Origin of the sequence: Micromonospora sp. WMMB482, from assembly GCF_019038635.1 — a bacterium.
In the GTDB taxonomy this organism is placed as follows: domain Bacteria; phylum Actinomycetota; class Actinomycetes; order Mycobacteriales; family Micromonosporaceae; genus Micromonospora; species Micromonospora marina.
This window is the reverse complement of sequence record NZ_JAHOPD010000020.1, coordinates 719,066-742,458: the sequence shown is the minus strand read 5'-3', so window position 1 is coordinate 742,458 and position 23,393 is coordinate 719,066. Positions and strand designations below refer to the sequence as shown.

General features: G+C 73.2%; 16 protein-coding genes and 1 pseudogene. 15 read left to right on the top strand and 2 right to left on the bottom strand.

What is annotated here, in order from left to right:
* Window positions 1–57: 57 nt before the first annotated feature.
* Together KSK32_RS04260 and KSK32_RS04255 are read right to left on the bottom strand one after the other, a co-directional pair.
* Window positions 58–1,077: a TAXI family TRAP transporter solute-binding subunit gene (locus KSK32_RS04260; RefSeq protein WP_216928661.1), complete on the bottom strand. Its 1,020-nt coding sequence runs from the start codon at window positions 1,075–1,077 to the stop codon at window positions 58–60.
* Window positions 1,053–3,281, bottom strand: coding sequence for a TRAP transporter fused permease subunit (locus KSK32_RS04255; protein WP_216928659.1), 2,229 nt, complete (start codon window positions 3,279–3,281; stop codon window positions 1,053–1,055). Before KSK32_RS04255 ends, KSK32_RS04260 begins: the two co-directional genes overlap by 25 nt.
* A gap of 1,010 nt (window positions 3,282–4,291) precedes the next feature.
* On the opposite strand from KSK32_RS04255, the gene KSK32_RS04250 reads away from it, so the two are divergent.
* The 15 genes and pseudogenes from KSK32_RS04250 to KSK32_RS04180 all read left to right on the top strand — a co-directional run bounded on the left by KSK32_RS04250 (window position 4,292) and on the right by KSK32_RS04180 (window position 23,382).
* The gene (locus tag KSK32_RS04250) at window positions 4,292–5,383 is read left to right on the top strand and encodes a YihY/virulence factor BrkB family protein (RefSeq protein WP_216928657.1); all 1,092 of its coding nucleotides are present in this window, start codon (window positions 4,292–4,294) and stop codon (window positions 5,381–5,383) included.
* A gap of 226 nt (window positions 5,384–5,609) precedes the next feature.
* Entirely contained in the window at window positions 5,610–6,788 is a 1,179-nt protein-coding gene (locus tag KSK32_RS04245) for an ROK family protein (RefSeq protein ID WP_216928656.1), read from the top strand.
* A 58-nt stretch (window positions 6,789–6,846) separates the two neighbouring features.
* Entirely contained in the window at window positions 6,847–8,409 is a 1,563-nt protein-coding gene (locus KSK32_RS04240) for a sugar ABC transporter ATP-binding protein (protein WP_216928654.1), read from the top strand.
* A 76-nt stretch (window positions 8,410–8,485) separates the two neighbouring features.
* On the top strand, window positions 8,486–9,574 hold the full coding sequence (locus KSK32_RS04235; RefSeq protein WP_216928652.1) for an ABC transporter permease: 1,089 nt from the start codon (window positions 8,486–8,488) through the stop codon (window positions 9,572–9,574).
* Window positions 9,575–9,667: 93 nt separating this feature from the next.
* Window positions 9,668–10,720 carry a substrate-binding domain-containing protein gene (locus KSK32_RS04230; RefSeq protein ID WP_216928650.1) on the top strand — a complete coding sequence of 351 codons (1,053 nt, stop codon included), beginning with the start codon at window positions 9,668–9,670 and terminating at the stop codon, window positions 10,718–10,720.
* Window positions 10,721–10,773: 53 nt separating this feature from the next.
* Window positions 10,774–11,946 carry a Gfo/Idh/MocA family protein gene (locus KSK32_RS04225; RefSeq protein ID WP_374226740.1) on the top strand — a complete coding sequence of 391 codons (1,173 nt, stop codon included), beginning with the start codon at window positions 10,774–10,776 and terminating at the stop codon, window positions 11,944–11,946.
* Window positions 11,947–12,156: 210 nt separating this feature from the next.
* Window positions 12,157–13,305, top strand: a complete 1,149-nt coding sequence (locus KSK32_RS04220) for an inositol-3-phosphate synthase (RefSeq protein ID WP_216928646.1) — start codon at window positions 12,157–12,159, stop codon at window positions 13,303–13,305.
* Window positions 13,302–14,210 (top strand): SCO3242 family prenyltransferase, encoded by a 909-nt coding sequence (locus KSK32_RS04215; RefSeq protein WP_216928644.1) that lies wholly within the window; start codon window positions 13,302–13,304, stop codon window positions 14,208–14,210. Before KSK32_RS04220 ends, KSK32_RS04215 begins: the two co-directional genes overlap by 4 nt.
* Entirely contained in the window at window positions 14,207–15,103 is an 897-nt protein-coding gene (locus KSK32_RS04210) for a sugar phosphate isomerase/epimerase (RefSeq protein ID WP_216928643.1), read from the top strand. Before KSK32_RS04215 ends, KSK32_RS04210 begins: the two co-directional genes overlap by 4 nt.
* Window positions 15,104–15,137: 34 nt before the next feature.
* Window positions 15,138–15,743: an EboA domain-containing protein gene (locus KSK32_RS04205; protein ID WP_216928642.1), complete on the top strand. Its 606-nt coding sequence runs from the start codon at window positions 15,138–15,140 to the stop codon at window positions 15,741–15,743.
* A gap of 1 nt (window position 15,744) precedes the next feature.
* Window positions 15,745–16,596: a TatD family hydrolase gene (locus KSK32_RS04200; RefSeq protein ID WP_216928640.1), complete on the top strand. Its 852-nt coding sequence runs from the start codon at window positions 15,745–15,747 to the stop codon at window positions 16,594–16,596.
* Window positions 16,596–17,816: a metabolite traffic protein EboE gene (eboE, locus tag KSK32_RS04195; protein ID WP_216928638.1), complete on the top strand. Its 1,221-nt coding sequence runs from the start codon at window positions 16,596–16,598 to the stop codon at window positions 17,814–17,816. Before KSK32_RS04200 ends, eboE begins: the two co-directional genes overlap by 1 nt.
* Window positions 17,813–19,207, top strand: coding sequence for a nucleotide pyrophosphatase/phosphodiesterase family protein (locus KSK32_RS04190; protein ID WP_216928637.1), 1,395 nt, complete (start codon window positions 17,813–17,815; stop codon window positions 19,205–19,207). The genes eboE and KSK32_RS04190 overlap by 4 nt, the downstream gene beginning before the upstream one ends.
* On the top strand, window positions 19,204–20,271 hold the full coding sequence (locus KSK32_RS04185) for a polyprenyl synthetase family protein (protein ID WP_216928635.1): 1,068 nt from the start codon (window positions 19,204–19,206) through the stop codon (window positions 20,269–20,271). Before KSK32_RS04190 ends, KSK32_RS04185 begins: the two co-directional genes overlap by 4 nt.
* A gap of 274 nt (window positions 20,272–20,545) precedes the next feature.
* Window positions 20,546–23,382: pseudogene (locus tag KSK32_RS04180) on the top strand (RICIN domain-containing protein).
* Window positions 23,383–23,393: the final 11 nt, after the last annotated feature.

Genomic DNA, 23,393 nt, shown 5'->3' with positions numbered 1-23,393 from the left:
TCCCGTTCGGGTCGGTGGGCCGGGCCCGGACGCGCGTCCGGGCCCGGCCCGTTCGGGTCAGCTCGCGCCGAGGTCGCTCAGCGCCCGTTCCGCGCCGCGGTGCAGCGGCACCGGGTCGGTCTTGCGGGCGTTGCCCAGCTCGATGCCCTTCGCCGCCGGGTTGGCCTGGGCCAGGGCGTCGCGCTTCTCGAAGACCGTCCGGGTGATCGCGCAGGCCACGTCGGCGTCCAGGTTGTCCCGCACCAGCAGCACGTTCGGCACCACGATGGTGGGTACGTCGGCCGGGGTCCGGTAGATGTCCTTGCCGATGGTGCCCGCCTGGTACGCCGGGTTCAGCTCCGCCATCTTCGGCAGCAGCGGGCTGATGTCGACGAACTTCACCTTGTCGCCGGACGTGGTGAACAGGTCGGTGACCCCGCCGGTCGGCACGCCGCCGGACCAGAAGAAGCCGTCGATGCTGCCGTCCTTCATGCCGTCGACGGTCTTGGTGAGGTCCAGCCGCTGCGCCTGGATGTCCTTGGCCGGGTCCAGCCCGGCGGCGGTGAGCAGCCGGTTGGCGATGACCTCGGTGCCGGACTTGGGCGAACCGGTGGAGATCTTCTTGCCCTTCATGTCGGCCACCGACGTGATCCCCGCGTCGGCGCGGACCACCACCTGCGTGTAGTTGTCGTAGATCCGGGCCAGCGCCTTCACCGGCTGCGGCGCGGTGAAGCTCCCCTTGCCCTGCACCGCGTTGACGGCGGTGTCGAACAGCGAGAACGCCACGTCGTACTGGCCGGCGACGAGCTGTTCGACGTTCTGCACCGAGGCGCCGGTCTCGGCGGCCGTCCCGGTGAGCTTGCCGTCGGTGGTCTTGCTCAGCTCACCGGCGAGCGCATTGCCGACCACGTAGTAGACGCCGGTGGCGTTGCCGGTGGCGATGCCGACCCGGGTGTCCTTGGTGACCTTGCAGCTGACCTCGCGGGCGGCGTCGTCCTTCGCCGCGCCGTCCTGACGGCCCCCGCAGCCGGCGGCACCGGCGGCGACCAGGACGAGCGCCCCGACACCCGCCACTATCCTCGTGTCGATCCGTCCCACTCTCTCTCCTCCCCAAGGTCCACGGATTCTTCGACCGCCGGGCGGCCGGGGTGCCCGGCGGCGCCACGTCGGACGTACACGCCCGCGACCGCGAGCGCGGCGAGCGCCGCGCCGATCGCCATGGGCAGCGGTTCCAGCCAGAGCAGCACCAGTCCGGCGATCGCGCCGACGATCCGCTCCGGCACGCCGGCCGGGCCCACACCGGGGAGCCAGCCGCCGGCCGCGACCGCCAGCACTGCGACGCCCAGTGCCGACACCAGACCGGCCGTCACGATCCGCCCGGGCCCGCCGATGCCGAGCAGCCCGAGACCGGTCGGCGTGATCACGAAGGCCAGCGGGATCAGGTACGCCGGCAGCGCGTACCGCAGGGTCTGCCACATGGTCGGCACCAGCCGGCCGCCGGTGACCGCGGCGGCGGCGACCGCGGCGAGCGCGGTCGGCGGCGAGACCTCGGACAGCACCGCGAAGTAGAAGACGAACATGGCCGCGGCGGGCGCTTCGACGCCGAGGTTCAGCAGCGCCGGGCCGATGATCACCCAGCCGATGACGAACGACGCGGTGACCGGCACCGCGAGGCCGAGCAGGCTGAGCGCGATCGCGGCGAGCACGGCGGTCAGCGCCAGCACCACTGCCGGTTCCGAGCTGACCACCTGCGCGCCGTCGATCAGCAGCGCGGCGGCCTGCGGCCCGAGGCCGGTCTTCGTGGTGGTGGCGGTGATGATGCCGGCCGCGGCGCAGACGGCGCTCACCGCGAGCACGCCGCGCACGCCGTCGCGCAGCGCCGCCACCAGCCGGGCCGGCGTCAGGCGGTGCCGCCGGTCCAGGAAGGACAGCACGGCCGCGAGCGCGGTGGCGATGACGACCGCGCGCATCGCCGAGGCGCCGAGCGCCAGCACCACGATGATCACGAAGAGCGAGAGAAAGTGGTAGCCGAAGCGGGCCAGCAGCCGCCAGGCCGAGCCGGTGTCGATGACCACCGGCCGCACGCCGGAGCGCCTGGCGTCGATCTCGACGGAGAGCAGGATGCCCAGGTAGTACAGGATCGTCGGCACCGTCGCCCAGCCGAGCACCTGGAGGTAGGACACGCCCAGGTACTCGGCGATGATGAACGCGGCGGCGCCGAGCGTCGGCGGGGACAGGATCGCCCCCACGCCGGCGGCGGCGAGCATGCCGCCCGCCCGCTCGGCCGGGTAGCCGGCGCGGCGCAGGATCGGCCAGGTCACCGCGCCGATGCTGACTGTGGTGGCGGCGCCGGAACCGGAGACGGTGCCGAGCAGGAAGCCCGAGGCGACGGCGGTGCGCCCGGCGGCCGTCCGGGAGCGGCGGAACGCGGCGGCGGACAACTCCACGAAGAACCGGCCCGCGCCGGACAGGTTGAGCACCGCGCCGTAGATGGTGAACAGCACGATGTAGGAGGCGGCCACGTCCAGCGGGGTGCCGTAGAAGCCGCTGTCGGAGTTGTAGAACGCGTCGACGAGCTGCCCGAAGTCGAGCCCCGCGTGCGCCACCGGCCACGACTGCGGCAGCAGCCCGCCGTAGTAGCCGTACCCGAGGAACAGCATGCACACCGCAGGCAGGATCCACCCGGTGGTACGCCGGCACGCCTCCAGCAGCAGGAGCAGCAGCCCGGTGCCGAGCGCCACGTCCAGCGGATCCAGCAGGCCCTGCCGGTCGAGGAAGGCGTCGTACCCGCCGCCACCCGCGCCGATGGTGACCGGCAGCACCGGGTAGAGGCAGACCACGAGCGCCGCGAGGGCCAGCAGCCAGTCCACGGGCGTGGGCCCGCGCCGGTGGTCCACGTCGGTCGCGGTGCGCCGCAGCCGCACCCCCGAGGGGTACGCGAGGAACACCATCGGCAGGACGCCGGCCAGGAAGAAGATCAGGTAGTACTTGCTGCCCTGGGCCAGCGGGAAGAACACCTGCCAGAGCGTCAGCAGCCCGACCGCGACGGTGATGCCGGTGAAGAGGACGCCGACCGGTCCGGCGAGCACCCGTCCGGGCTTCTCCTCCTCGAACCGGGCGGCCAGTTCACGGGTGTCCCGCCGGGCCTGTTCCGGGGTCTGTTCCTTGTGGCTCTCGCTCTCGCCCGAGGCGTGGATCTCGGCTCGGCTGTGGTGGAGCGTCTCGCCCGGCCCGTCGTCGGCCCACTCGGGTCCGCCGACGCTTTCCTCGTCCGGCGGCAGCGACACCACCTCGGCGTCCACGTCGGACCCCGGTCGCCCGCCGGACGGCGGCCGGGGTTTGGGGGGAGTCGCGTCGGAGGGGCGAACGGGCGGCACGAGGGGGCACGATACGCGAATAGCGCGCATGTTGGGAACATTGCCGATCGTGATTGCAATGAGTGACGGAATGGAGGTTCCTCACTCGTGTCACACATTTCTTGAAACTGATTCGCAATGACCGGGGATGGTCTCTCGGGGCTCAGTTCCGTTGTGGTTTACAACGATGAAGGAGTGTCTCGCCAGGAATGGTCGTCGTTACGCAACGTGTCCACTCAGGTGGGTGCCCCGCTCCCTAGCGGCTCGTGCGGACAGCGTCCGTCGCGCCAGGTTGTGCGCGCGCGTACCGCCGGGCTCACCCCAGGTGGGAGACATCCGGAAAGCGTGGTCGCCGTCTCGCGTTTCCACGGTCAACTTCACTTCGCCGAGGTGGTGGCATCGGAATGCGGTCGCGCCGCCACTTCGGCGCCCGGCACCCGCTGCCTATTCGCCGGGCCTCGCTCGCGCGCCAGGCACCGGTCGGCCGGTGGCCGACCACGTGGTGAGTGGAACGCCACGGGTGCCTCCGGCCCCGTTTGACACCCATGCCGTTCCACTCGTCGTGACGGTCGTCGGGATGTCCGCGATTGGCGGCCGCGGCGGCCGGCGGCTCGCCGAGATCGCGGGCGGAGTGCGGTAGGGCGCCGATGGGAGTGCTGCCCCGCCTCGTTTGCTCTGCATCCATCGGCGCACATGGTTACGGAGCGTGTCTGGTGCGCGCGTGGTTGCAGAGCCAACGGCGGCGGAGGGCTGACGGTGCCGACGGAGGAGATGGCGGCAGAACGCGGGCAGTGCTGCGGGTGAGCGCCGGCAGAAGGTCAGGGCGGGGCGCGGCCGGGGAGTGGGTCGGCAGGAAGTGGGCGGGCGCCGGCCGAGTGGCCGGTTTGCCGTGCGGTGGTTATCGCTGCCCTCGTCAGGGCATGTCGTGCGGGACGACATGACGACGAGGAGGTGCCATGGCCACCCGCGACGACGCCGACGATATCCACGACGACACCCGTGACGGGCGCGAGGACGCCCCAACTGCCCGCGAGGACGCTCTCGCCGGAGCGGGCCGGCCGGCCGGGCGGGAGCGCACCGGACCGGTGGGGCCGGACGACGGGCCGGACAGCCCGGCCGACCTGTCGGCCACGGGCTGGATGGCGACGCTCAAGCGGACCGCCCGGGAGTTCCAGGACGACAGCCTGACCGACTGGGCGGCCGCGCTCACCTACTACGGCGTGCTCTCCATCTTCCCGGGCGTCCTGGTGCTGATCTCGCTGCTCGGCCTGCTCGGCGACCGGGCCACCGAGGGGGTACGGGACGCCGTCGGGCAGGCGGTGCCGGAGCAGAACATCCAGCGCATCATCGAGAGCGCGATCGACCAGGCGGGCCAGTCCGGCGGGCTGGCGAGCATCGCGGCGATCGTCGGTCTGGTCGCGGCCTTCTGGTCGGCCTCCGGCTACATCGCTGCGTTCATGCGCGCCTCGAACAGCATCTACGACGTGCCGGAGGGGCGGCCGATCTGGAAGACGCTGCCGATACGCCTCGGCGTGACCGCGGTGATCGGCGTGATGCTGCTGATCAGTGCCGTGATCGTGGTGTTCACCGGCGGGCTGGCCGAGCAGGCGGGGAACGCGATCGGGCTCGGCGAGACCGCCGTGACGGTGTGGAACATCGCCAAGTGGCCGGTGCTGCTGGTGCTGGTGAGCCTGATGTTCGCGATCCTCTACTGGGCCTCGCCGAACGCCCGGCACGGTGGCTTCCGCTGGATCAGCCCCGGTGGCGTGCTCGCGGTGGTGCTGTGGCTGGTGGTGTCCGGCCTGTTCGCGTTCTACGTCAGCAACTTCGGCTCGTACAACAAGACGTACGGCGCGATCGCCGGCGTGATCATCTTCTTGGTCTGGCTGTGGCTGAGCAACGTCGCCATCCTGCTGGGCGCGGAGTTCGACGCCGAGCTGGAACGCAGCCGCGCCATCGCGGCCGGGCACCCGGCCGACGAGGAGCCCTACGTGGAGCTTCGGGACGACCGCAAGCTGCGCAAGAAGGGCCGCGCGCCCTCCCGCTGACCCGAGAACGCATCTGATCCCGAGATCGCGTCGCCCCGCCCGGAAGTCACACGGGCGGGGCGACGCGTTTTCATGATCCGGAACCCTCTTTTGTTCGTATGGACAAAAGTTCGCATCAGACGTTCCGAAGCTATGGACATGTGGCCCGGAAGGCTCCTACTGTGTCGGACACAACACACATCCCCGTCGACGATGTGACGGACTTCCGATGCGGAGGTGACTGCCGGTGCGGACGGTCGACCCCCTGCACGTACGGCTTCTGCGGCTGCTCCGGGACGAGGGCGCGGTGTCCCGCGCCGAACTCGGCGACCGGCTCCAGATGCCCCGCCCGCGCCTGCTCGCCGAGCTGGAACGCCTCGTCTCCCTCGGATACGTCGCCGAGGCCGGGCTGGCCGCCTCCCGGGGCGGTCGGCGCTCCACGCTCGTCGAGCTGAGCCCGCACCTGCGGTTCGCCGCCGTCGACCTCGGCGCCAGCTCGATCGACGTCGAGGTGGTCAACGGCCGGCTGGAGACGGTGGCCGCCTACACCGAACCCGCCGACATCCGCTCCGGCCCGAAGGTGACGCTCCAGCGGGTCAACGAGCTGCTGCACAAGGCCAGGGTGGACGGCGCGTACGAGCGGCTCGACGCGGTGGGCATCGGCGTACCGGGGCCGGTCAGCTTCCGCGACGGCGTGCCGGTCTCCCCGCCGATCATGCCCGGCTGGGACCGGTTCCCGGTCCGCGAGCTGCTCACCCGCGAGCACGGCTGCCCGGCCGTGGTCGACAACGACGTCAACATCATGGCGATCGGGGAGCGGCACGGCGGCGTGGCCCACTCCGTCGACGACTTCCTGTTCATCAAGATCGGCACCGGTATCGGCTGCGGCATCTACCTGCACGGCGAGGTCTACCGGGGCACCGACGGCTGCGCCGGGGACATCGGGCACATCCAGGTCGACCCGAACGGTCCGATGTGCAGCTGCGGCAACCTCGGCTGCCTGGAGGCGGTGTTCAGCGGCGCCGCGCTGGCCCGGGAGGCGACGGTCGCAGCCCGCGCCGAGGTGTCGCCGGCGCTGGCCGAGCGGCTGGCGGCCCGGGGCGTGGTGACCGCGCTGGACGTGGCGCAGGGGGCGATCGAGGGGGACGTCACCTGCATCCAGCTCATCCGCGACGGCGGCCGGCGGGTCGGCAGCGTACTGGCCGGGCTGGTGAGCTTCACCAACCCGTCGATGATCGTCATCGGCGGCGGGCTCGCCCAGCTCGGCCACATCCTGCTCGCCGAGATCCGCAGCGTGGTCTACCGCCGCTCGCTGCCGCTGGCCACCGGCAACCTGCCGGTCGTCCTGTCCGAGCTGGGCCCGCGCGCCGGCGTCGCCGGCGCCGCGGTGCTGGCCAGCGACCTCGCATTCGGGGAGGCAGCGTGAGCGCGAGGAGTGAGCCGGTTTTGCGAGCCCCGCAGTCGCGAACGAAAGGCGGTGCGGCATGAGCGACACCGGCAAGCCTCTGGCGCCCGCCGGCGCCGTCGCGGGCGAGGTCGTGCTGCGCCTCACCGACGTGGTCAAGACGTTCCCGGGGGTACGCGCGCTCGACGGCGTGCAACTGGAGGTGCGGGCCGGCGAGGTGCACTGCCTGCTCGGGCAGAACGGCGCCGGCAAGTCCACACTCATCAAGGTGCTGGCCGGGGTGCACCGGCCGGACTCCGGCGAGGTCGTGTGGCGGGGCGAGGCGGTGTCGTTCCCCAACCCGCAGGCCGCCATGCGCGCCGGCATCGCCACCATCTACCAGGAACTCGACCTGGTCGACGACCTGTCGGTGGCGGAGAACGCGTTCCTCGGTCACGAGCCGCGCCGGTTCGGTTTCGTCCGGCGGGGGCAGATGGCCCGGCGTACCCGGCAGATCCTGGCCCGGCTCGGCCACGCGGAGATCCCGCCGGGACGGCTGGTGCGGCACCTGCCCGCCGCAGGGAAGCAGATCGTCAGCATGGCCCGGGCGCTGTCCCACGAGGCCCGGCTGATCATCATGGACGAACCGAGCGCGGTGCTGGCGCACGACGAGGTGGCGAACCTGTTCCGGATCATCCGGGAACTCGCCGCGCAGGGCATCGCGGTCATCTACATCTCGCACCGGCTGGAGGAGATCCGCGAGATCGGCGACCGGGTCACCGTACTCAAGGACGGCCGGACCACTGCGGCGAGCCTGCCGGCCCGCGAGACGCCGACCCGCGACCTGGTCGCCCGGATGACCGGGCGGACCATCGAATACGTCTTCCCGCAGCGCCCGGCCGACGACGGAAGCGGCGCGGAGCTGCTGCGGGTGGAGGGGCTGACCCGGCACGGCGAGTTCGCCGACGTCTCGCTCGCGGTCCGGGCCGGGGAGATCGTCGGCATCGCCGGGCTGGTCGGTTCCGGCCGGTCGGAGCTGCTGGAGACCGTCTTCGGCGCGCGCCGGGCGCACGCCGGGACGGTCCGGGTGGACGGCCGAGCGCTGCGTCCCGGCAGTGTGGGCGCGGCGGTACGGGCCGGGATGGGCATGGCGCCGGAGGAGCGCAAGAGCCAGGCGCTGCTGCTCGGCGAACCGATCTACCGCAACGTCACGCTCGCCACGTTCAGCAGGTACGCCCGCCTGGGCTTCACCGACGCCGGGCGGGAACGGGCCGAGGCGGACCGGGTCGCCGCGTCGCTGGAGCTGCGGCCCCGGGACGTACGGCGGCCGGTGCGCACGCTGTCCGGTGGCAACCAGCAGAAGGTGGTGGTCGGCCGGTGGCTGCTCGGGGACACCCGGCTGTTGCTGCTCGACGAGCCGACCCGGGGCGTGGACGTGGGCGCCCGCGCGGAGCTGTACCAGGTGATCCGCGATCTGGCCGCCCGTGGCGTCGGGGTGCTGCTGGTCTCCAGCGAGGTGCCCGAGGTGCTGGGCCTGGCCGACCGGGTGCTGGTGATGCGGGAGGGCCGGGTGGTCCGCGAGGCCCCGGCCGGCGAACTGGACGAGAACACCGTGCTCGACCTCGTGATGGCGGGGTCCCTCATGGAAGGCGCACCGGCATGATCGAGCGACAGCGAGCGAATCATCGACACAGCGCCGGAGAGCCTCGTGGCGGCGCCGCGCGAAGCGGGGCGCCGGCATGAGCGAAGTGACGAAGTCCGCACTGCCCGCGCAGTCGCCGCCGGTGGAGCGGACGGAGACCGCGAAGGTCGACGCGGCGGCGAGGCTCTCCTGGTGGCGCGGCGACGGCGGGGAGGGCGTCAAGCGCAACCTCGGCCTGCTCGCCACGCTCGTCGTGCTGGTGGTCATCGGTATCCTGACCCGCCCCGACCTCTACGGCGACCCGAACTGGGTGTGGGGCAACACGCTCACCATCCTCAAGCTCGCCTCGGTGGTCGGCGTGGTCACCGTCGGCATGACCTTCGTGATCATCGGCGGTGGCATCGACCTGTCGGTCGGCGCGATCGTCGCGCTGGCCGGGGTCTGGTGCACCACTGTGGCCACCCAGAGCTACGGCGCGGGTGGCATGATCTTCACCGCGCTCACCGTCGGGCTCGCCGTCGGGGTGGTGAACGGGCTGCTCGTCTCGTACGGGCGGCTGGTGCCGTTCATCGCCACGCTGGCCATGCTCGTCGCCGCCCGAGGGCTGGCGGCGGAGATCTCCGACAAGCAGACCCAGGTGTCGGGCAACACGTTCATCAACGGCATCGCCAGCACGAACGTCCTCGGCATCCCGCTGCTGGTCTACATCCTGGTGGCGGTGGTGGCGGCCGGCTGGGTGCTGCTGAACCGGACCACGTTCGGCCGCCGTACGGTGGCGGTCGGCGGCAACCCGGAGGCGGCCCGGCTCGCCGGCATCAACGTCCGCCGGCACACCGTGCTCCTCTACGCGCTCTCCGGCCTGTGCTGCGGCATCGCCGCGGTCATGCTGACCGCGCAGGCCACCTCCGCGCAGGCGGCGATGGCCAACCTCTACGAGCTGGACGCGATCGCCGCCGCGATCATCGGCGGCACGCTGCTCAGCGGCGGGCGGGGCACGATCATCGGCTCCCTGCTCGGGGTGATCATCTTTTCCACCATCACCAACCTGTTCGCCATCAACAACCTGTCCGCCGAGGCCCAGAACATGGTCAAGGGCGGCATCATCGTCGCCGCCGTCCTGGTCCAGCAGGTGCAGTTCGGCAGCCTGACCCAGTTCCTCGCCCGCAACCGGGCCACCACCACCTGACCCCACCCGCGCACGTCCCGGCTGCCGTCGTACCGACGGCGGTCCGGCCCGCCACACCCGAAACCACTCCACCACCTCATCCCAGGAGGCGTCATGAGAACACCGCGCCATGACCTGTCCCGCCGCCGGCTGCTCTTCGGCGGGGCCGCGGTCTCCGCCGGGGTGCTGCTCGCCGGCTGTACCAGCAACGAGCAGAGCCCGACCGAGGCGCAGACCAAGGCGGCCGGTTCCGGCGCCAACACCGAGCCGGGCAAGAAGGTGAGCATCGGCTTCTCCGCCCCGGCCGCCGACCACGGCTGGATCGCGGCCATCACCAACAACGCCAAGGCGCAGGCCGGGGCGTACCAGGACGTGGAGCTGAAGTCGGTCGAGGCCGGCGCGGACGCGGCGGCCCAGCGGGCGGCGCTGTCCACGCTGATCTCGCAGAAGCCCGACGTGATCGTGCTGCTGCCGCACGACGGCAAGGAGCTGAACGCGTTCGGTCTGGAGGCGATGAAGGCCGGCATACCGGTGGTCAACCTGGACCGGGCCTTCCCGGACGCGCGGGCCTACCGGTGCCAGATCAAGGGCGACAACTACGGCATGGGGGTGGCCGCCGCCACCTACATCGCCGAGCAGCTCAAGGCCAAGGGCGTGAGCAACCCGGTGATCGGCGAGATCCCCGGCATCGAGTCACTGGAGCTGACCCAGGAACGCTCGAAGGGGTTCGCCGACACGCTCGCCTCGTACGGGCTCAAGGTCGCCAACCGGCGGCCCGCCGAGTTCACCGTGGACTCCGGGCAGCAGGCCGCCACCGGCCTGTTCCAGGCGCTGCCGAAGATCGACGCGGTCTGGAACCACGACGACGACCAGGGCATCGGCGTGCTCGCGGCGGTCAACCAGGCCAACCGCAAGGAGTTCTTCATGGTCGGCGGCGCCGGCTCGAAGAAGGCGATGGAGGACATCGCCGCCGACAACACGGTCCTCAAGGCCACAGTCACCTACAGCCCGTCGATGGCCTCCTCGGCCATCTCCCTGGCCCGCCTGATCGGCCAGGGCAAGGGCATGTCCGACCTGGTCGAACTCCAGGTACCGAAGGAGATCGTCCTCGCCTCCGAGACGATCACCAAGGAGAACGCGAGCGACTACCTGAAGCTCGGGTTCTGACACACGGGGGGAGACCCACCTTGTCCAGTCACGACAGCATCCTGCGGGTCGGCATGGTCGGCTACGCGTTCATGGGCGCCGCGCACTCCCAGGCGTGGCGCACCGTGAACCGGGTGTTCGACCTGCCGGCGCGGGTGCGGATGGCGCTCGTCTGCGGCCGCGACGAGCCGAAGGTGGCCGAGGCCGCCGACCGGCTCGGCTGGGACGGCTACACCACCGACTGGCGGCGGCTCGTCGAGTCCGACGAGATCGACGTGGTCGACATCTGCACGCCGGGGGACAGCCACCGCGAGATCGCACTCGCCGCGCTCGCCGCGGGCAAGCACGTGCTGTGCGAGAAGCCGCTGGCTAACAGCGTCGCCGAGGCCCGGGAGATGACCGAGGCCGCGGCCCGGGCACGCGAGTCCGGCGTACGCGCGATGTGCGGCTTCAACTACCGGCGGGTGCCCGCTGTCGCCCTGATGCGGCAGCTGGTGGCCGACGGGCGGATCGGCGCGATCCGGCACGTCCGGGCGACCTACCTCCAGGACTGGATCGTCGACCCGCAGTTCCCGCTGGTGTGGCGGTTGCAGAAGGACAGGGCGGGCTCCGGCGCGCTCGGTGACATCGGCGCGCACATCATCGACCTGACCCAGTACGTCACCGGTCAGCTCGTCAGCGGCGTCAGCGCGCTCACCGAGACGTTCGTGCGACAGCGGCCGCTCGTGGCCGGGTCGAGCGGCCTGGCCGCGCAGGCCGACGGCAACGGCAGCGCGACGGGGCAGGTGACGGTGGACGACGCGGCGGTGTTCGTGGCCAGGCTCGACGGGGGAGCGCTGGCCACGTACGAGGCGACCCGGTTCGCCACCGGCCGCAAGAACGCGCTGCGGGTCGAGATCAACGGCTCGCGCGGCAGCGTCGTGTTCGACCTGGAACGCCTCAACGAGCTGGAGTTCCTGGACGCCACCCGGCCCGCCACCGAGCAGGGCTTCAGCCGGATCCTGGTGACCGAGCCGGACCACCCGTACCTGGATGCGTGGTGGCCGCCCGGCCACATCATCGGCTACGAGCACTCCTTCACCCACCAGGCACGCGACTTCGTCGAGGCGGTCGCCACCGGCACCGACCCGGCCCCGTCGTTCGCCGACGCCCTTCAGGTCCAGTTCGTGCTCGACGCGGTGACCCGCTCGGCCGAGCGGGCCGCCTGGACGGAGGTGGAGCCCGCTCTGGCCGAAGCTTCCGCCTGACCCGAGGTGGGCCCCGCGGGGTCCGCCGACACTCACCGGCGCCGGCCGGCGAGGGCCCGCCGCGGTTGCGCCCCGCGGCGGGGACGAGGCCGGCTCCGGGGAGCGTGCCGCCGGTGTCCGCCGGCACGACCAGCACGGCCCTCCGGTGCGGCCGGACCGGGATTCCCCGGCCGCACCGGCGGACCGGTCTTACCTGGGGAGGTAGCGCGAATGCGTACGGGTGTCTGGCTGGTGGGTGCGCGCGGCTCGGTCGCCACCACCGCCGTGGTCGGCGGGCTGGCCCTGCGGGCCGGGCTGACCGCGCCGACCGGCTGCGTGACCGAGCTGCCCACCCTGCGCGGGCCCGCGCTGCCGGGCTTCGCCGATCTCGTCTTCGGCGGCCACGACGTGGTCGCCACCCCGATCACCAAACGCGCCGAGGCGCTCGCCGCCGCCGGGGTGTTGCCCGCGCGGCTGGCCGACGCCGTGGCACCCGACCTGGCCGTCGTCGAGGCGTCCTTGCGGCCCGCGCCCGCCGAGGGTGCCCCGGGCGAGCGGATCGCCGCCGTGGTGCGCGATCTGACCGAGTTCCGCACGCGGCACGGGCTGGACCGGGTGGTGGTGGTCAACGTCGCCGCCACCGAACCGGCGCCCGCCCCGCATCCGGCCCACGGCGACCCGGCCGCGCTGCGGGACGCGCTGTGCGGCCCGGCCGACGTGCTGCCGCCCAGCTCCGGATACGCGTACGCGGCGTTCACCGCCGGCTGCCCGTACGTGGACTTCACCCCGTCCACCGGCGCTCGCCTGCCGGCCCTGGCCGCGCTCGCCGCCGAACGCGGGCTGCCGTACGCCGGGCACGACGGCAAGACCGGCGAGACGCTGCTCAAGTCGGTGCTCGCGCCGATGTTCGCGATGCGGCACCTGGCCGTGCGCTCCTGGTCCGGGACGAACCTGCTCGGCGGCGGTGACGGCGCCACGCTCGCCGACCCGGCCGCCAACGCCGCGAAGGTGGGCAGCAAGCAGCGGGTGCTCGCCGAGACTCTCGGCTACCTGCCGCAGGGCCACACCCGGATCGAGTACGTCGAGGAACTGGGCGACTTCAAGACCGCCTGGGACCTGGTCACGTTCGCCGGTTTCCTCGGCACCGGCATGCGGATGGAGTTCACCTGGCACGGCTGCGACTCGGCGCTCGCCGCGCCGCTCGTGCTGGACCTGGCCCGGCTCACCGCCGCCGCGCACGCCGCCGGCCGCCACGGCCCGCTGACCGAGCTGGCGTTCTTCTTCAAGGATCCGCTCGGCGCGACCGGCCACGCGCTCGGCGACCAGTGGACCGTGCTGCGGGACTTCGCCGCCGGCCTGCACGCCCGGGTGACGCCGTGACCCGCCTGGCCGACCTGGCCGAACTGGTCCGGGCGCCGGCTGCGCTCTCCGTACCGGGGGACGTGCTGTCCGGCGCGGCGGCGGCGGGTGCGCTCGGCCCGCGGTCACCGGCCCTGGCCGGCGCGTCGGTGCTGCTCTACTGGGCCGGGATGGCCGCCAACGACTGGGCGGACCGGCGGCTGGACGCGGTCGAGCGGCCGGAACGTCCGATCCCGTCCGGCCGGGTGCGCCCGTCGGTGGCGTTCGGCGTCGCGTCCGGCCTGACCGCCGCCGGGCTCGCCGTCGCCACCGCCGCCGGGGGCCGTCGCGCGGCCGCGGTCGCGCTCCCGCTCGCGGCCACGATCTGGGGGTACGACCTGCGCGCCAAGAACACCGCGGCCGGCCCGGCGGTGATGGCCGCGTGCCGGGGGCTGGACGTGCTGCTCGGCGCGAGCGGCGGGCGGGTGGTCCGGGCGCTGCCCGCAGCGCTCACAGTCGCGGCGCACACGTGGACCGTGACCGCGCTGTCCCGCCGCGAGGTGACCGGCGCGGACCGGCGGCTGCCCGCCCTCACACTGTCCGGCACCGCACTGATCGCGCTCACCACCCCGGCCCGGCCGACCGTGTTAAGCGGGGCCCCCTCCTCTACCGGATGCGTTAAGAGGGGGCCCTTCCTTCGGCTCGGGGAGTTGGTTCCGGCGGTGCTGGCCGCCGGATACGCCGCCCGCTACGGCCGGGCGCAGGCGCGGGTGCTCGCCGACCCGTCACCGGCCCGGGTCCGGGCCGCCGTCGGCGCCGGGATCACCGGGCTGCCCGCGTTGCAGGGCGCGCTGACCGCCCGCGCCGGGGCCCGGCTGCTCGGCCTCGCCGTGGCCGGCGCCGCCCCGCTCGGCCGCCGCCTGGCCCGACTGATCTCACCGACATGACCGCCGCGCCGGCCACCCGGGCCACCGCCGGCCCGCTGTCCGGGCCGGGCGGGCTGCGCTTCGGGTACGGCACCAACGGCTTCGCCAACCACCGGCTCGGCGACGCGCTCGCCGTGCTCGCCGACCTCGGGTACGTGGGCGTCGCGCTCACCCTGGACCACGACCACCTGGACCCGTTCGCCCCCGGCCTGGCCCGCCGGGTCGCCGCCGTACGCCGCCGGCTGGACGCGCTCGGGCTCGCGGCGGTGGTCGAGACCGGCGCCCGGTACCTGCTCGACCCGCGGCACAAGCACGCCCCGACGCTGCTGCACGACGACCCGTCCCGGCGGGTGGAGTTCCTGCGCCGGGCCGTCCGGATCGGCGCCGACCTGGGCGCGGAGGCGGTCTCGTTCTGGGCCGGCGTACGCCCGCCCGGCGTACCACCCGACGTCGCCGCCGACCGCCTGGTCGCGGGCTGCGCGGCCGTGTGCGCCGAGGCGGCGGACGCGGGCGTGCCGCTGGGTTTCGAACCGGAGCCGGGCATGTTCGTCGAGGACATCGCCGGTTGGTGGCGGCTGCGCGAGGCGCTCGGCGCGCCGCCCGGCTTCGGCATCACGCTCGACATCGGACACTGCCGCTGCCTGGAGCCGCTGCCGGTGCCGCAGTGCGTGTCGGCGGTCGCCGCGCACCTGGTCAACGTGCAGATCGACGACATGCGCCGGGGTGTGCACGAGCACCTGGAGTTCGGCACCGGCGAGATCGACTTCCCGCCGGTGCTGCGCGCCCTGGCCGACGCCGGATACCGCGGCCTGGTGGCGGTGGAGCTGCCCCGGCACTCGCACGCGGCCCCGGCCGTCGCCGCCCGCTCACTGGACTTCCTGCGCGCCGCCGCCTCGCGCGGCGAGGGGCGGTGACCCACCACCTTCCACCCGGCAGAGGGGAGACGGCATGACACCCGACCGACTGCGCGCCGCACTTCGGGGCGTACCCGATCCGCAGTGGCTGGACGCGGCGCTGCGCCGCGTCGCGACCGAGCCTGGGGCCGTCGGCCGGTTCTTCGCCGCCGCCGCCCGGCGGTGCGGTCGCGGCCCGCTGCCCGACCTGCCCGGCTGGACGGCCGACGAGGCGGCGCGGGCGCTGCTGCTGACCGCGCTGCCGCACGGCCACGCCGCCGCCGCGGAGACGCTCTACCGGCAGGGCGACGCCGCCGAGAAACGCGCCGTGCTGCGCGCGTTGCCGCTGCTGCCGATCGGCGCGGAGTGCGTGCCGCTGCTGCACGACGCGATCCGCACCAACGACACCCGGCTGGTCGCCGCCGCGCTCGGCCCGTACGCCCGGCACCTGGAGCAGGCGACCTGGCGGCAGGCGGTGCTCAAGTGCGTGTTCACCGGCGTGCCGCTGGCGGTGGTCGACGGCCTGCCGGAGCGGGCCGACGGCGAGCTGGCCCGGATGCTCGCCGCGTTCGCCGCCGAACGGCACGCCGCCGGTCGCGACCTGCCCGCCGACGCGACCGGCCTGCTGCGCCGGCTGACCATCCCCACCACGGAGGCGTGACATGCGCATCTTCGACCCGCACATCCACATGACGTCCCGCACCACCGACGACTACGAGCGGATGGCCGCCGCCGGGGTCCGGGCGGTGGTCGAGCCGGCGTTCTGGCTGGGCCAGCCGCGTACCAGCGTGGACAGCTTCGTGGACTACTTCGACTCGCTGATCGGGTGGGAGCCGTTCCGGGCCGGCCAGTTCGGCATCCGGCACCACGCCACGGTGGCGCTGAACCCGAAGGAGGCGAACGACCCGCGCTGCCGCCCGGTGCTCGACCTGCTGCCCCGTTACCTGGAGAAGGACGGCGTGGTGGCGGTCGGTGAGATCGGCTACGACGCGATGACGCCGGCCGAGGACGCCGCGCTGGCCGGTCAGCTCGCCCTGGCCGTCGCGCACGACCTGCCGGCGCTGGTGCACACGCCGCACCGGGACAAGGCGCGCGGCGTCGAGCGCACGCTCGCCGTGGTCGCCGAGTCGGGCATCGACCCCGGACGGGTGCTGGTCGACCACCTCAACGAGGTGACTGTGGAACTGGTCCGCGACACCGGTTGCTGGCTGGGATTCTCGATCTACCCGGAGACGAAGATGTCGCCGCCGCGGATGGTCGAGCTGCTGAAGCGGTACGGCTACGAGCGGATGCTGGTGAACTCGGCCGCCGACTGGGGCCGCTCGGATCCGCTGCTGACCCGGGCCACCGGGGAGGCGATGCTGCTGGCCGGGTTCGACGCCGACGACGTGGACCGGGTGCTGTGGCGCAACCCGGTGGAGTTCTACGGCCGGTCCGGCCGGCTCGACCTGACCGGCCTGGAGGCGGGCGACCCCACCTTCGCCGGCAACTCGATAGTGCGCGGGGGGCAGTGATGCGGCTGCGTCACGCCGACGGCACCACAGTCCATCTCGGCTACTGCACGAACGTGCACCCGGCCGAGGACCTCCCCGGCATCGTCGCGCAGCTCGACACGTACGCGGTGGCGGTCCGCCGGGCGCTCGGCGCCGACCGGCTCGGGCTCGGCCTCTGGCTGGCCGCGCCGGTGGCCGCCGCGCTCGCCGCCGACCCGTCGGCCCGCCGCCGGCTGCGCCACGAGCTGGCCGTACGCGGGCTGGAGGTGGTCACGCTCAACGGCTTCCCGTACGCCGCGTTCCAGGCCCCGGTGGTGAAGGGCGCGGTGTACCACCCGGACTGGACCACGCCGCAGCGGTCGGCGTACACGCTGGACCTGGCCCGGGTGCTTGCCGACCTGCTGCCCGACGACGCCGTCCGGGGCTCGATCTCGACGCTGCCGCTGGCCTGGCGTACGCCGTGGGACGCCGGGCGGGCGGCCACCGCACGGCGCCGGCTGGACGCGCTGGCCGACGGGCTGGCCGCCGTGCAGCGGAAGACCGGCCGGGTGATCCGGGTCGGCTTCGAGCCGGAACCCGGCTGTCTCGTGGAGTCGACGGGACAAGCACGCAAGGTATTCTCAGACATGGATACCGACCGGCTCGGGATCTGCCTGGATCTCGCTCACCTGGCGTGCGCCTGGGAGCAGCCGGCGGATGCCCTGGCCGGGCTGCGTGCCGCCGGGCTGCCGGTGGTGAAGGTCCAGGTGTCCGCAGCCGTCGAGGCGCCCGACCCGGCCGGGGCGAGCGCGGCGCTGCGCCGGTTCGTCGAACCGAGGTTCCTGCACCAGACCCGGGCGGCCGGTTGCGCGGGCGCCACCGACCCGGCCGATCCGGCGTTCGCGGCCGACGACCTCGACGCCGCACTCGACGCGCGGTTACCAGGGGCGTGGCGGGTGCACTACCACGTGCCGTTGCACGCCCCGCCCGAGCCGCCGCTGCGCTCCACGGTGCCGGTGCTGCGCGAGGCGCTGGCCGCGTTGTTCGCCGGTCCGGTCGCCGGCTGCGACCACCTGGACGTCGAGACGTACACCTGGGGGGTGCTGCCGGCGTCGCAGCGGCCGAGCGGCGACGCGGACCTGGCCGCCGGGATCGCCGCCGAGCTGGCGTTCGCCCGCGACGAGCTGACCGCCCTCGGCCTGGCCGCCGGCGGCGGAACGGGCGCTCCGGGTCCGCGGGCGGCGGAAGGCGTGCCCTCGTGAGCCGGCGGCTCGTGGTGCTCGACGTGGTCGGGCTGACGCCGCGGCTGCTGGCGCACATGCCGCGGCTACGCGCGGTGGCCGACGCCGGGTTCGCCGCCGAGCTGGGCACCGTGCTGCCGGCGGTGACCTGCTCGGCGCAGTCCACGTTCCTCACCGGCGAGCCGCCCGCCGGGCACGGCGTGGTGGGCAACGGCTGGTACTTCCGCGACCTGGGCGAGGTGCTGCTGTGGCGACAGCACCACGGGCTCGTCGGCGGCGAGAAGGTGTGGCAGGCGGCCCGCCGCGTCGAGCCGGGCTACCGGGTGGCGAACGTCTGCTGGTGGTACGCGATGGGCGCGGACGTGGACTGGTCTGTCACGCCGCGCCCGGTCTACCACGCCGACGGGCGCAAGGAGCCGGACTGCTGGACCGATCCGCCCGAGCTGCGCGACACCCTCACCGACGCGCTCGGCACGTTCCCGCTGTTCAGTTACTGGGGTCCGGGCGCCGGGCTGCCGTCCTCGGCGTGGATCAGCCGGGCGGCCCAGCGCATCCTCGCCGACCACACCCCCGACCTGACGCTGGTCTACCTGCCGCACCTGGACTACGACCTGCAACGCTTCGGGCCGTCCGGCCCGGAGGCGGCCGCCGCGGCGGCCGAGCTGGACACGGTGCTCGGCCCGCTGCTCGACGCCGCGCGGGAGCGGAACGCCACGGTGGTGGCGTTGTCGGAGTACGGCATCACCGACGTGTCCCGCCCGGTGGACGTGAACCGGATGCTGCGCGCGGAAGGGCTGTTGCGGGTCTACACCCAGGCCGGGATGGAATATCTCGACCCGTGGACGTCACGGGCGTTCGCGGTGGCAGACCACCAGGTGGCGCACGTCTACGTCAAGGATCCGGCGGACGTGCCGGCGGTGGCGAAGCGGTGCGCGGCGCTGCCGGGCGTGGCCGAGGTGCTCGACGCCGCCGGGCAGGCCGGGTACGGGCTCGATCATCAGCGTTCGGGTGAGCTGGTGCTGGTGGCCGAGCCGGACGCCTGGTTCACGTACTACTACTGGCTCGACGACGCGCGGGCACCGGACTTCGCCCGGCTGGTGGAGATCCACCGTAAGCCCGGCTACGACCCGGCCGAGCTGTTCGTCGACCCGGCCGCCCCGGGTGCGGCGAAGCGCCGGGCGGCGGTGGCGCTGGCCCGCAAGAAGCTCGGGTTGCGCTACCTGATGAGCGTGGTGGGGCTGGACGCGGGCGCGCGGGCGGTGCGTGGTTCACACGGGCGCCTGCCCGCCGACCCGGCGGACGGCCCGGTGCTGCTCTGCTCCGACCGGGCCGCGATCCGGCCCCGGGTGGAGGCCACTGACGTGAAGGCGTTGCTGCTCGAACTCGCCGGACTGGCCTGGGAGGCACCATGACCGTAACCGTCGCACCGACCGACCTGGCCCTGCTGCGGGGCCGCTTCGACGCCGCGCTCGCCGCGTTCCTGGACGCGAGAGAGCCGGATCGGCCGGACGACGGTACGGGGGCCGTCCACACCGCTCTGCGCTGGTTCGTCCTGGCCGGCGGCAAGCGGATGCGCCCGTTGTTCTGCTACTGGGGCTGGCGGGGGTTCGGCGGCCCGGACGCCTCGCCGATCGTGGTCGCCGCGGCGTCGCTGGAGCTGTTCCACGCGTTCGCGCTGATCCACGACGACATCGTGGACCGCAGTGACCGCCGCCGGGGCGCGCCGACGCTGCACCGACTCTTCGCGGAGCTGCACGCCCGCTGCGGCTGGCCGGGCGACCCGGCGGCGTACGGCCGGCAGACGGCGGTACTCTGCGGCGACCTCTGCGCCACCTGGTCGGCGCAGATGTTCCACGGGTGCGGGTTGCCGCCCGAGCGGCTGCGCCTGGGACACATGCTGCTGGCCCGGATGCGCTCGGAGGTGATCGCGGGGGAGTACCTGGACGTGGTCGGGGCGGCCGGGGACGGCTCGGTGGCGAACGCGCTCACAGTGGTGCGGCTGAAGACGGCCCGCTACACGGTGACGCGTCCGGTGCAGATCGGCGCCGCACTCGCCGGCGCCGCGCCGGAGGAGGTGGCCGCGCTGGCCGGGTTCGGCGACCCGCTCGGGGACGCGTTCCAGCTCCGCGACGACCTGCTCGGCGTCTTCGGCGATCCGGCGGTGACCGGCAAGTCCAACCTGGACGACCTGCGGGAGGGCAAGCCGACGGTGTTGCTGGCGCTGGCCCGGGCGTCCGCCTCCCCGGCCGGTGCGGCCCGGCTGGGGGAGCTGGTCGGCGATCCCGGCCTGGACCAGGCGGGCGCCGCCGAGGTGCGGGGCGTCGTGGAGGAGTCCGGCGCCCGGGAGGCGGTGGAGCGGATGATCCGCACCCGGGCCGACGCCGCACTGGTCGCGCTGGATGCGCTGCCGCTCGCGGAGCCGGCGCGACGGGTGCTTGCGGCGCTCGCGGAGCGGGCGGTCGACCGCCACGAGTGACGCCCACTTTTGTCGCTGAGCGCCGAAAGTCAAAGCAGATCGATCAGAAGCTATGGACAGGTCGATCGAAAGGTCTTAATGTCGTGCACAGCACAACGCTGTTTCGCCGAGGTGACCGCCCCGCACCGCCCGCCTCGGCGAGGTGACCGCCGGTCCTGACCGGAGGTCACGGCCCGCCGATCTCCCCGGCAGGCCGGCGCAGCATCCCCCGCTCGGCATCCGGCGCGACGCGCGCCCGTTCCTGGCTGCGCGCGTCAGGAAGGGACAGCACAGCATGTCCAGCCACCCCCACCACCCCCGTGCCCGACGACCGTTCGCCGCTGCCGCAGCGCTGCTGCTCGCGGCCACCGCCGGCACCGTCACAGTGGCCGCGACGTCCGTCCCGGCGTCCGCCCACCCGATCCTGGCGAGCGACTTCCAGCAGGTCGAACTCGCCCGCGGTGTCGCCGAGACCGGCGAACCGATGTCACTCGCGGTGCTGCCCGACCGGTCGGTCCTGCACACCGCCCGCAACGGCACGCTGCGCCGCACCGACGCGGCCGGCGCCACCACAGTCATCGGCACGCTGCCGGTCTACACCCACGACGAGGAAGGGCTCCAGGGCGTCGGCGTCGACCCCGGCTTTGCCTCCAACCGGCACATCTACCTCTACTACGCGCCGCCGCTGTCCACCCCGGCCGGGGACGCGCCCGCCACCGGCAGCGACTTCTCCGCCTGGCAGGGCGTCAACCGGCTGTCCCGGTTCACGCTCAACGCCGACTTCACGCTCAACCAGGCCAGCAAGGTCGACGTGCTCGACGTACCGGCCGACCGGGGCTGTGCTGCCACGTCGGCGGCGACATCGACTTCGACGCCGCGGGCAACCTCTACCTGTCCACCGGCGACGACACCAACCCGTTCGACTCGGCCGGCTACGCGCCGATCGACGAGCGCACCAACCGCAACCCCGGGTACGACGCGCAGCGCAGCGCCGGCAACACGAACGACCTGCGGGGCAAGATCCTGCGGATCAAGGTGAACGCCAACGGCACGTACTCGATCCCGGCCGGCAACCTCTTCGCGCCCGGGACCGCGCGGACCCGCCCGGAGATCTACGCGATGGGCTTCCGCAACCCGTTCCGGATCAGCGTCGACAAGGCCACCGGCGTCGTCTACGTGGGCGACTACGGGCCGGACGCCGGCACGACCACGGCGCGCGGGCCGTCCGGGCAGGTCGAGTTCAACCGGGTCATCGGGCCCGGCAACTACGGCTGGCCGTACTGCACCGGCACCAACACGGCGGCCGAGACGTACGCCGAATGGAACTTCGCCACCGGCACCGCCGGGCCGAAGTACAACTGCACCGGCGGCCCGACGAACAACTCGTTCCGCAACACCGGGCTGGCCACACTGCCGGCGGCGAAGCCGTCCTGGATCCGCTACGCCGGTGACGCCGGCAGCCCGCCCGAGTTCGGCGGCGGCTCCGAGTCGCCGATGGGCGGCCCGGTCTACCGGTACGACGCGGCGAACCCGTCCACCACGAAGTTCCCGCAGTCGTTCGACGGGCAGTTCTTCGCCACCGAGTTCGGCCGGGGCTGGATCAAGCCGATCCACGTCGACGCGGACGGCTCACCCGGCACCATCGACACCTTCCCGTGGACCGGCAAGCAGGTGATGGACTCCGCGTTCGGCCCGGACGGCGCCTACTACGTGCTCGACTACGGCACCGGCTACTTCAACGGCGACGCCAACTCGGCGCTGTACCGCTTCGACTACCTGGGCGGCGCCAACCGCGCCCCGGTAGCCCGCGCCGCCGCCGACCGCACCTCCGGCGCCGCGCCGCTGACGGTGGCCTTCTCCTCGGCCGGCTCGTCCGACCCGGAGGGCGGCGCGCTGACGTACACCTGGACGTTCGGCGACGGCGGCACCTCCACCGCCGCCAACCCCTCGCACACCTACACCGCGAACGGCAGGTACACCGCCACGCTCACCGTGCGCGACCCGCAGGGTGCCACCGGCACCGCGAGCGTGACGGTCACAGTGGGCAACACCGCGCCGACTGTGGTCATCGAGACGCCCGGCAACGGCAAGCTGTTCTCCTTCGGCGACACCGTGCCGTTCCGGATCACCGTCACCGACCCGGAGGACGCCACGATCGACTGCACGAAGGTCAAGATGACCTACGTGCTCGGCCACGACCAGCACGGCCACCAGATCACCTCGGCGACCGGCTGCACCGGCTCGATCGCCGTACCCGTCGACGGTGAGCACGACGACGCGGCGAACATCTTCGCCATCTTCGACGCCGAGTACACCGACACCGGCGGCCTCACCACGCACACCCAGCACACGCTCCAGCCCCGGCACCGGCAGGCCGAGCACTTCAAGACCTCGTCCGGGATCAACACGTTCGACAAGGCCACCGCCGAGGGCGGCAAGACGGTCGGCGACATCCAGAACGGGGACTGGATCGCGTTCCAGCCGTACCTGCTGGCCGACGCCACCGGGTTCACCGCCCGGGTCTCGTCCGCCGGGGCCGGCGGCACGCTCCAGGTGCGGGCCGGTTCGGCCACCGGCACCGTGCTCGGCTCGGCCACCGTCCCGGTCACCGGCGCCTGGGACTCGTTCACCACAGTCACCGGCACGATCGCCAACCCGCCGGCCGGCACCACCACGCTCTACCTGACGTTCGCCGGTGGCAGCGGGGCGCTCTACGACCTGGACGCGTTCACGTTCACCACGTCGGCGGTCCGCACCGGCCCGGTGAAGGGCCTGGCCGGCAAGTGCCTGGACGTGCGCAACGCCGCCACCGCCGACGGCACCCAGATCCAGCTCTACACCTGCAACGGCACGACGGCGCAGTCGTGGACCGTGACGCCGAACAGCACCGTGAAGGCGCTCGGCAAGTGCCTGGACGTGTCGGGTGGCGGCAGCGCCGACGGCACGAAGATCCAGCTGTACGCGTGCAACGGCACCGGGGCGCAGAACTGGTCCGCGCAGGCCGACGGGACGGTACGCAACCCGCAGTCGGGCAAGTGCCTGGACGTGTCCGGCAACAACCCGGCCGACGGCACGGCGGTGCACCTGTGGACGTGCACCGGCGCGGCGAACCAGCGCTGGACCATGCCGTGAGGATGAAGGAG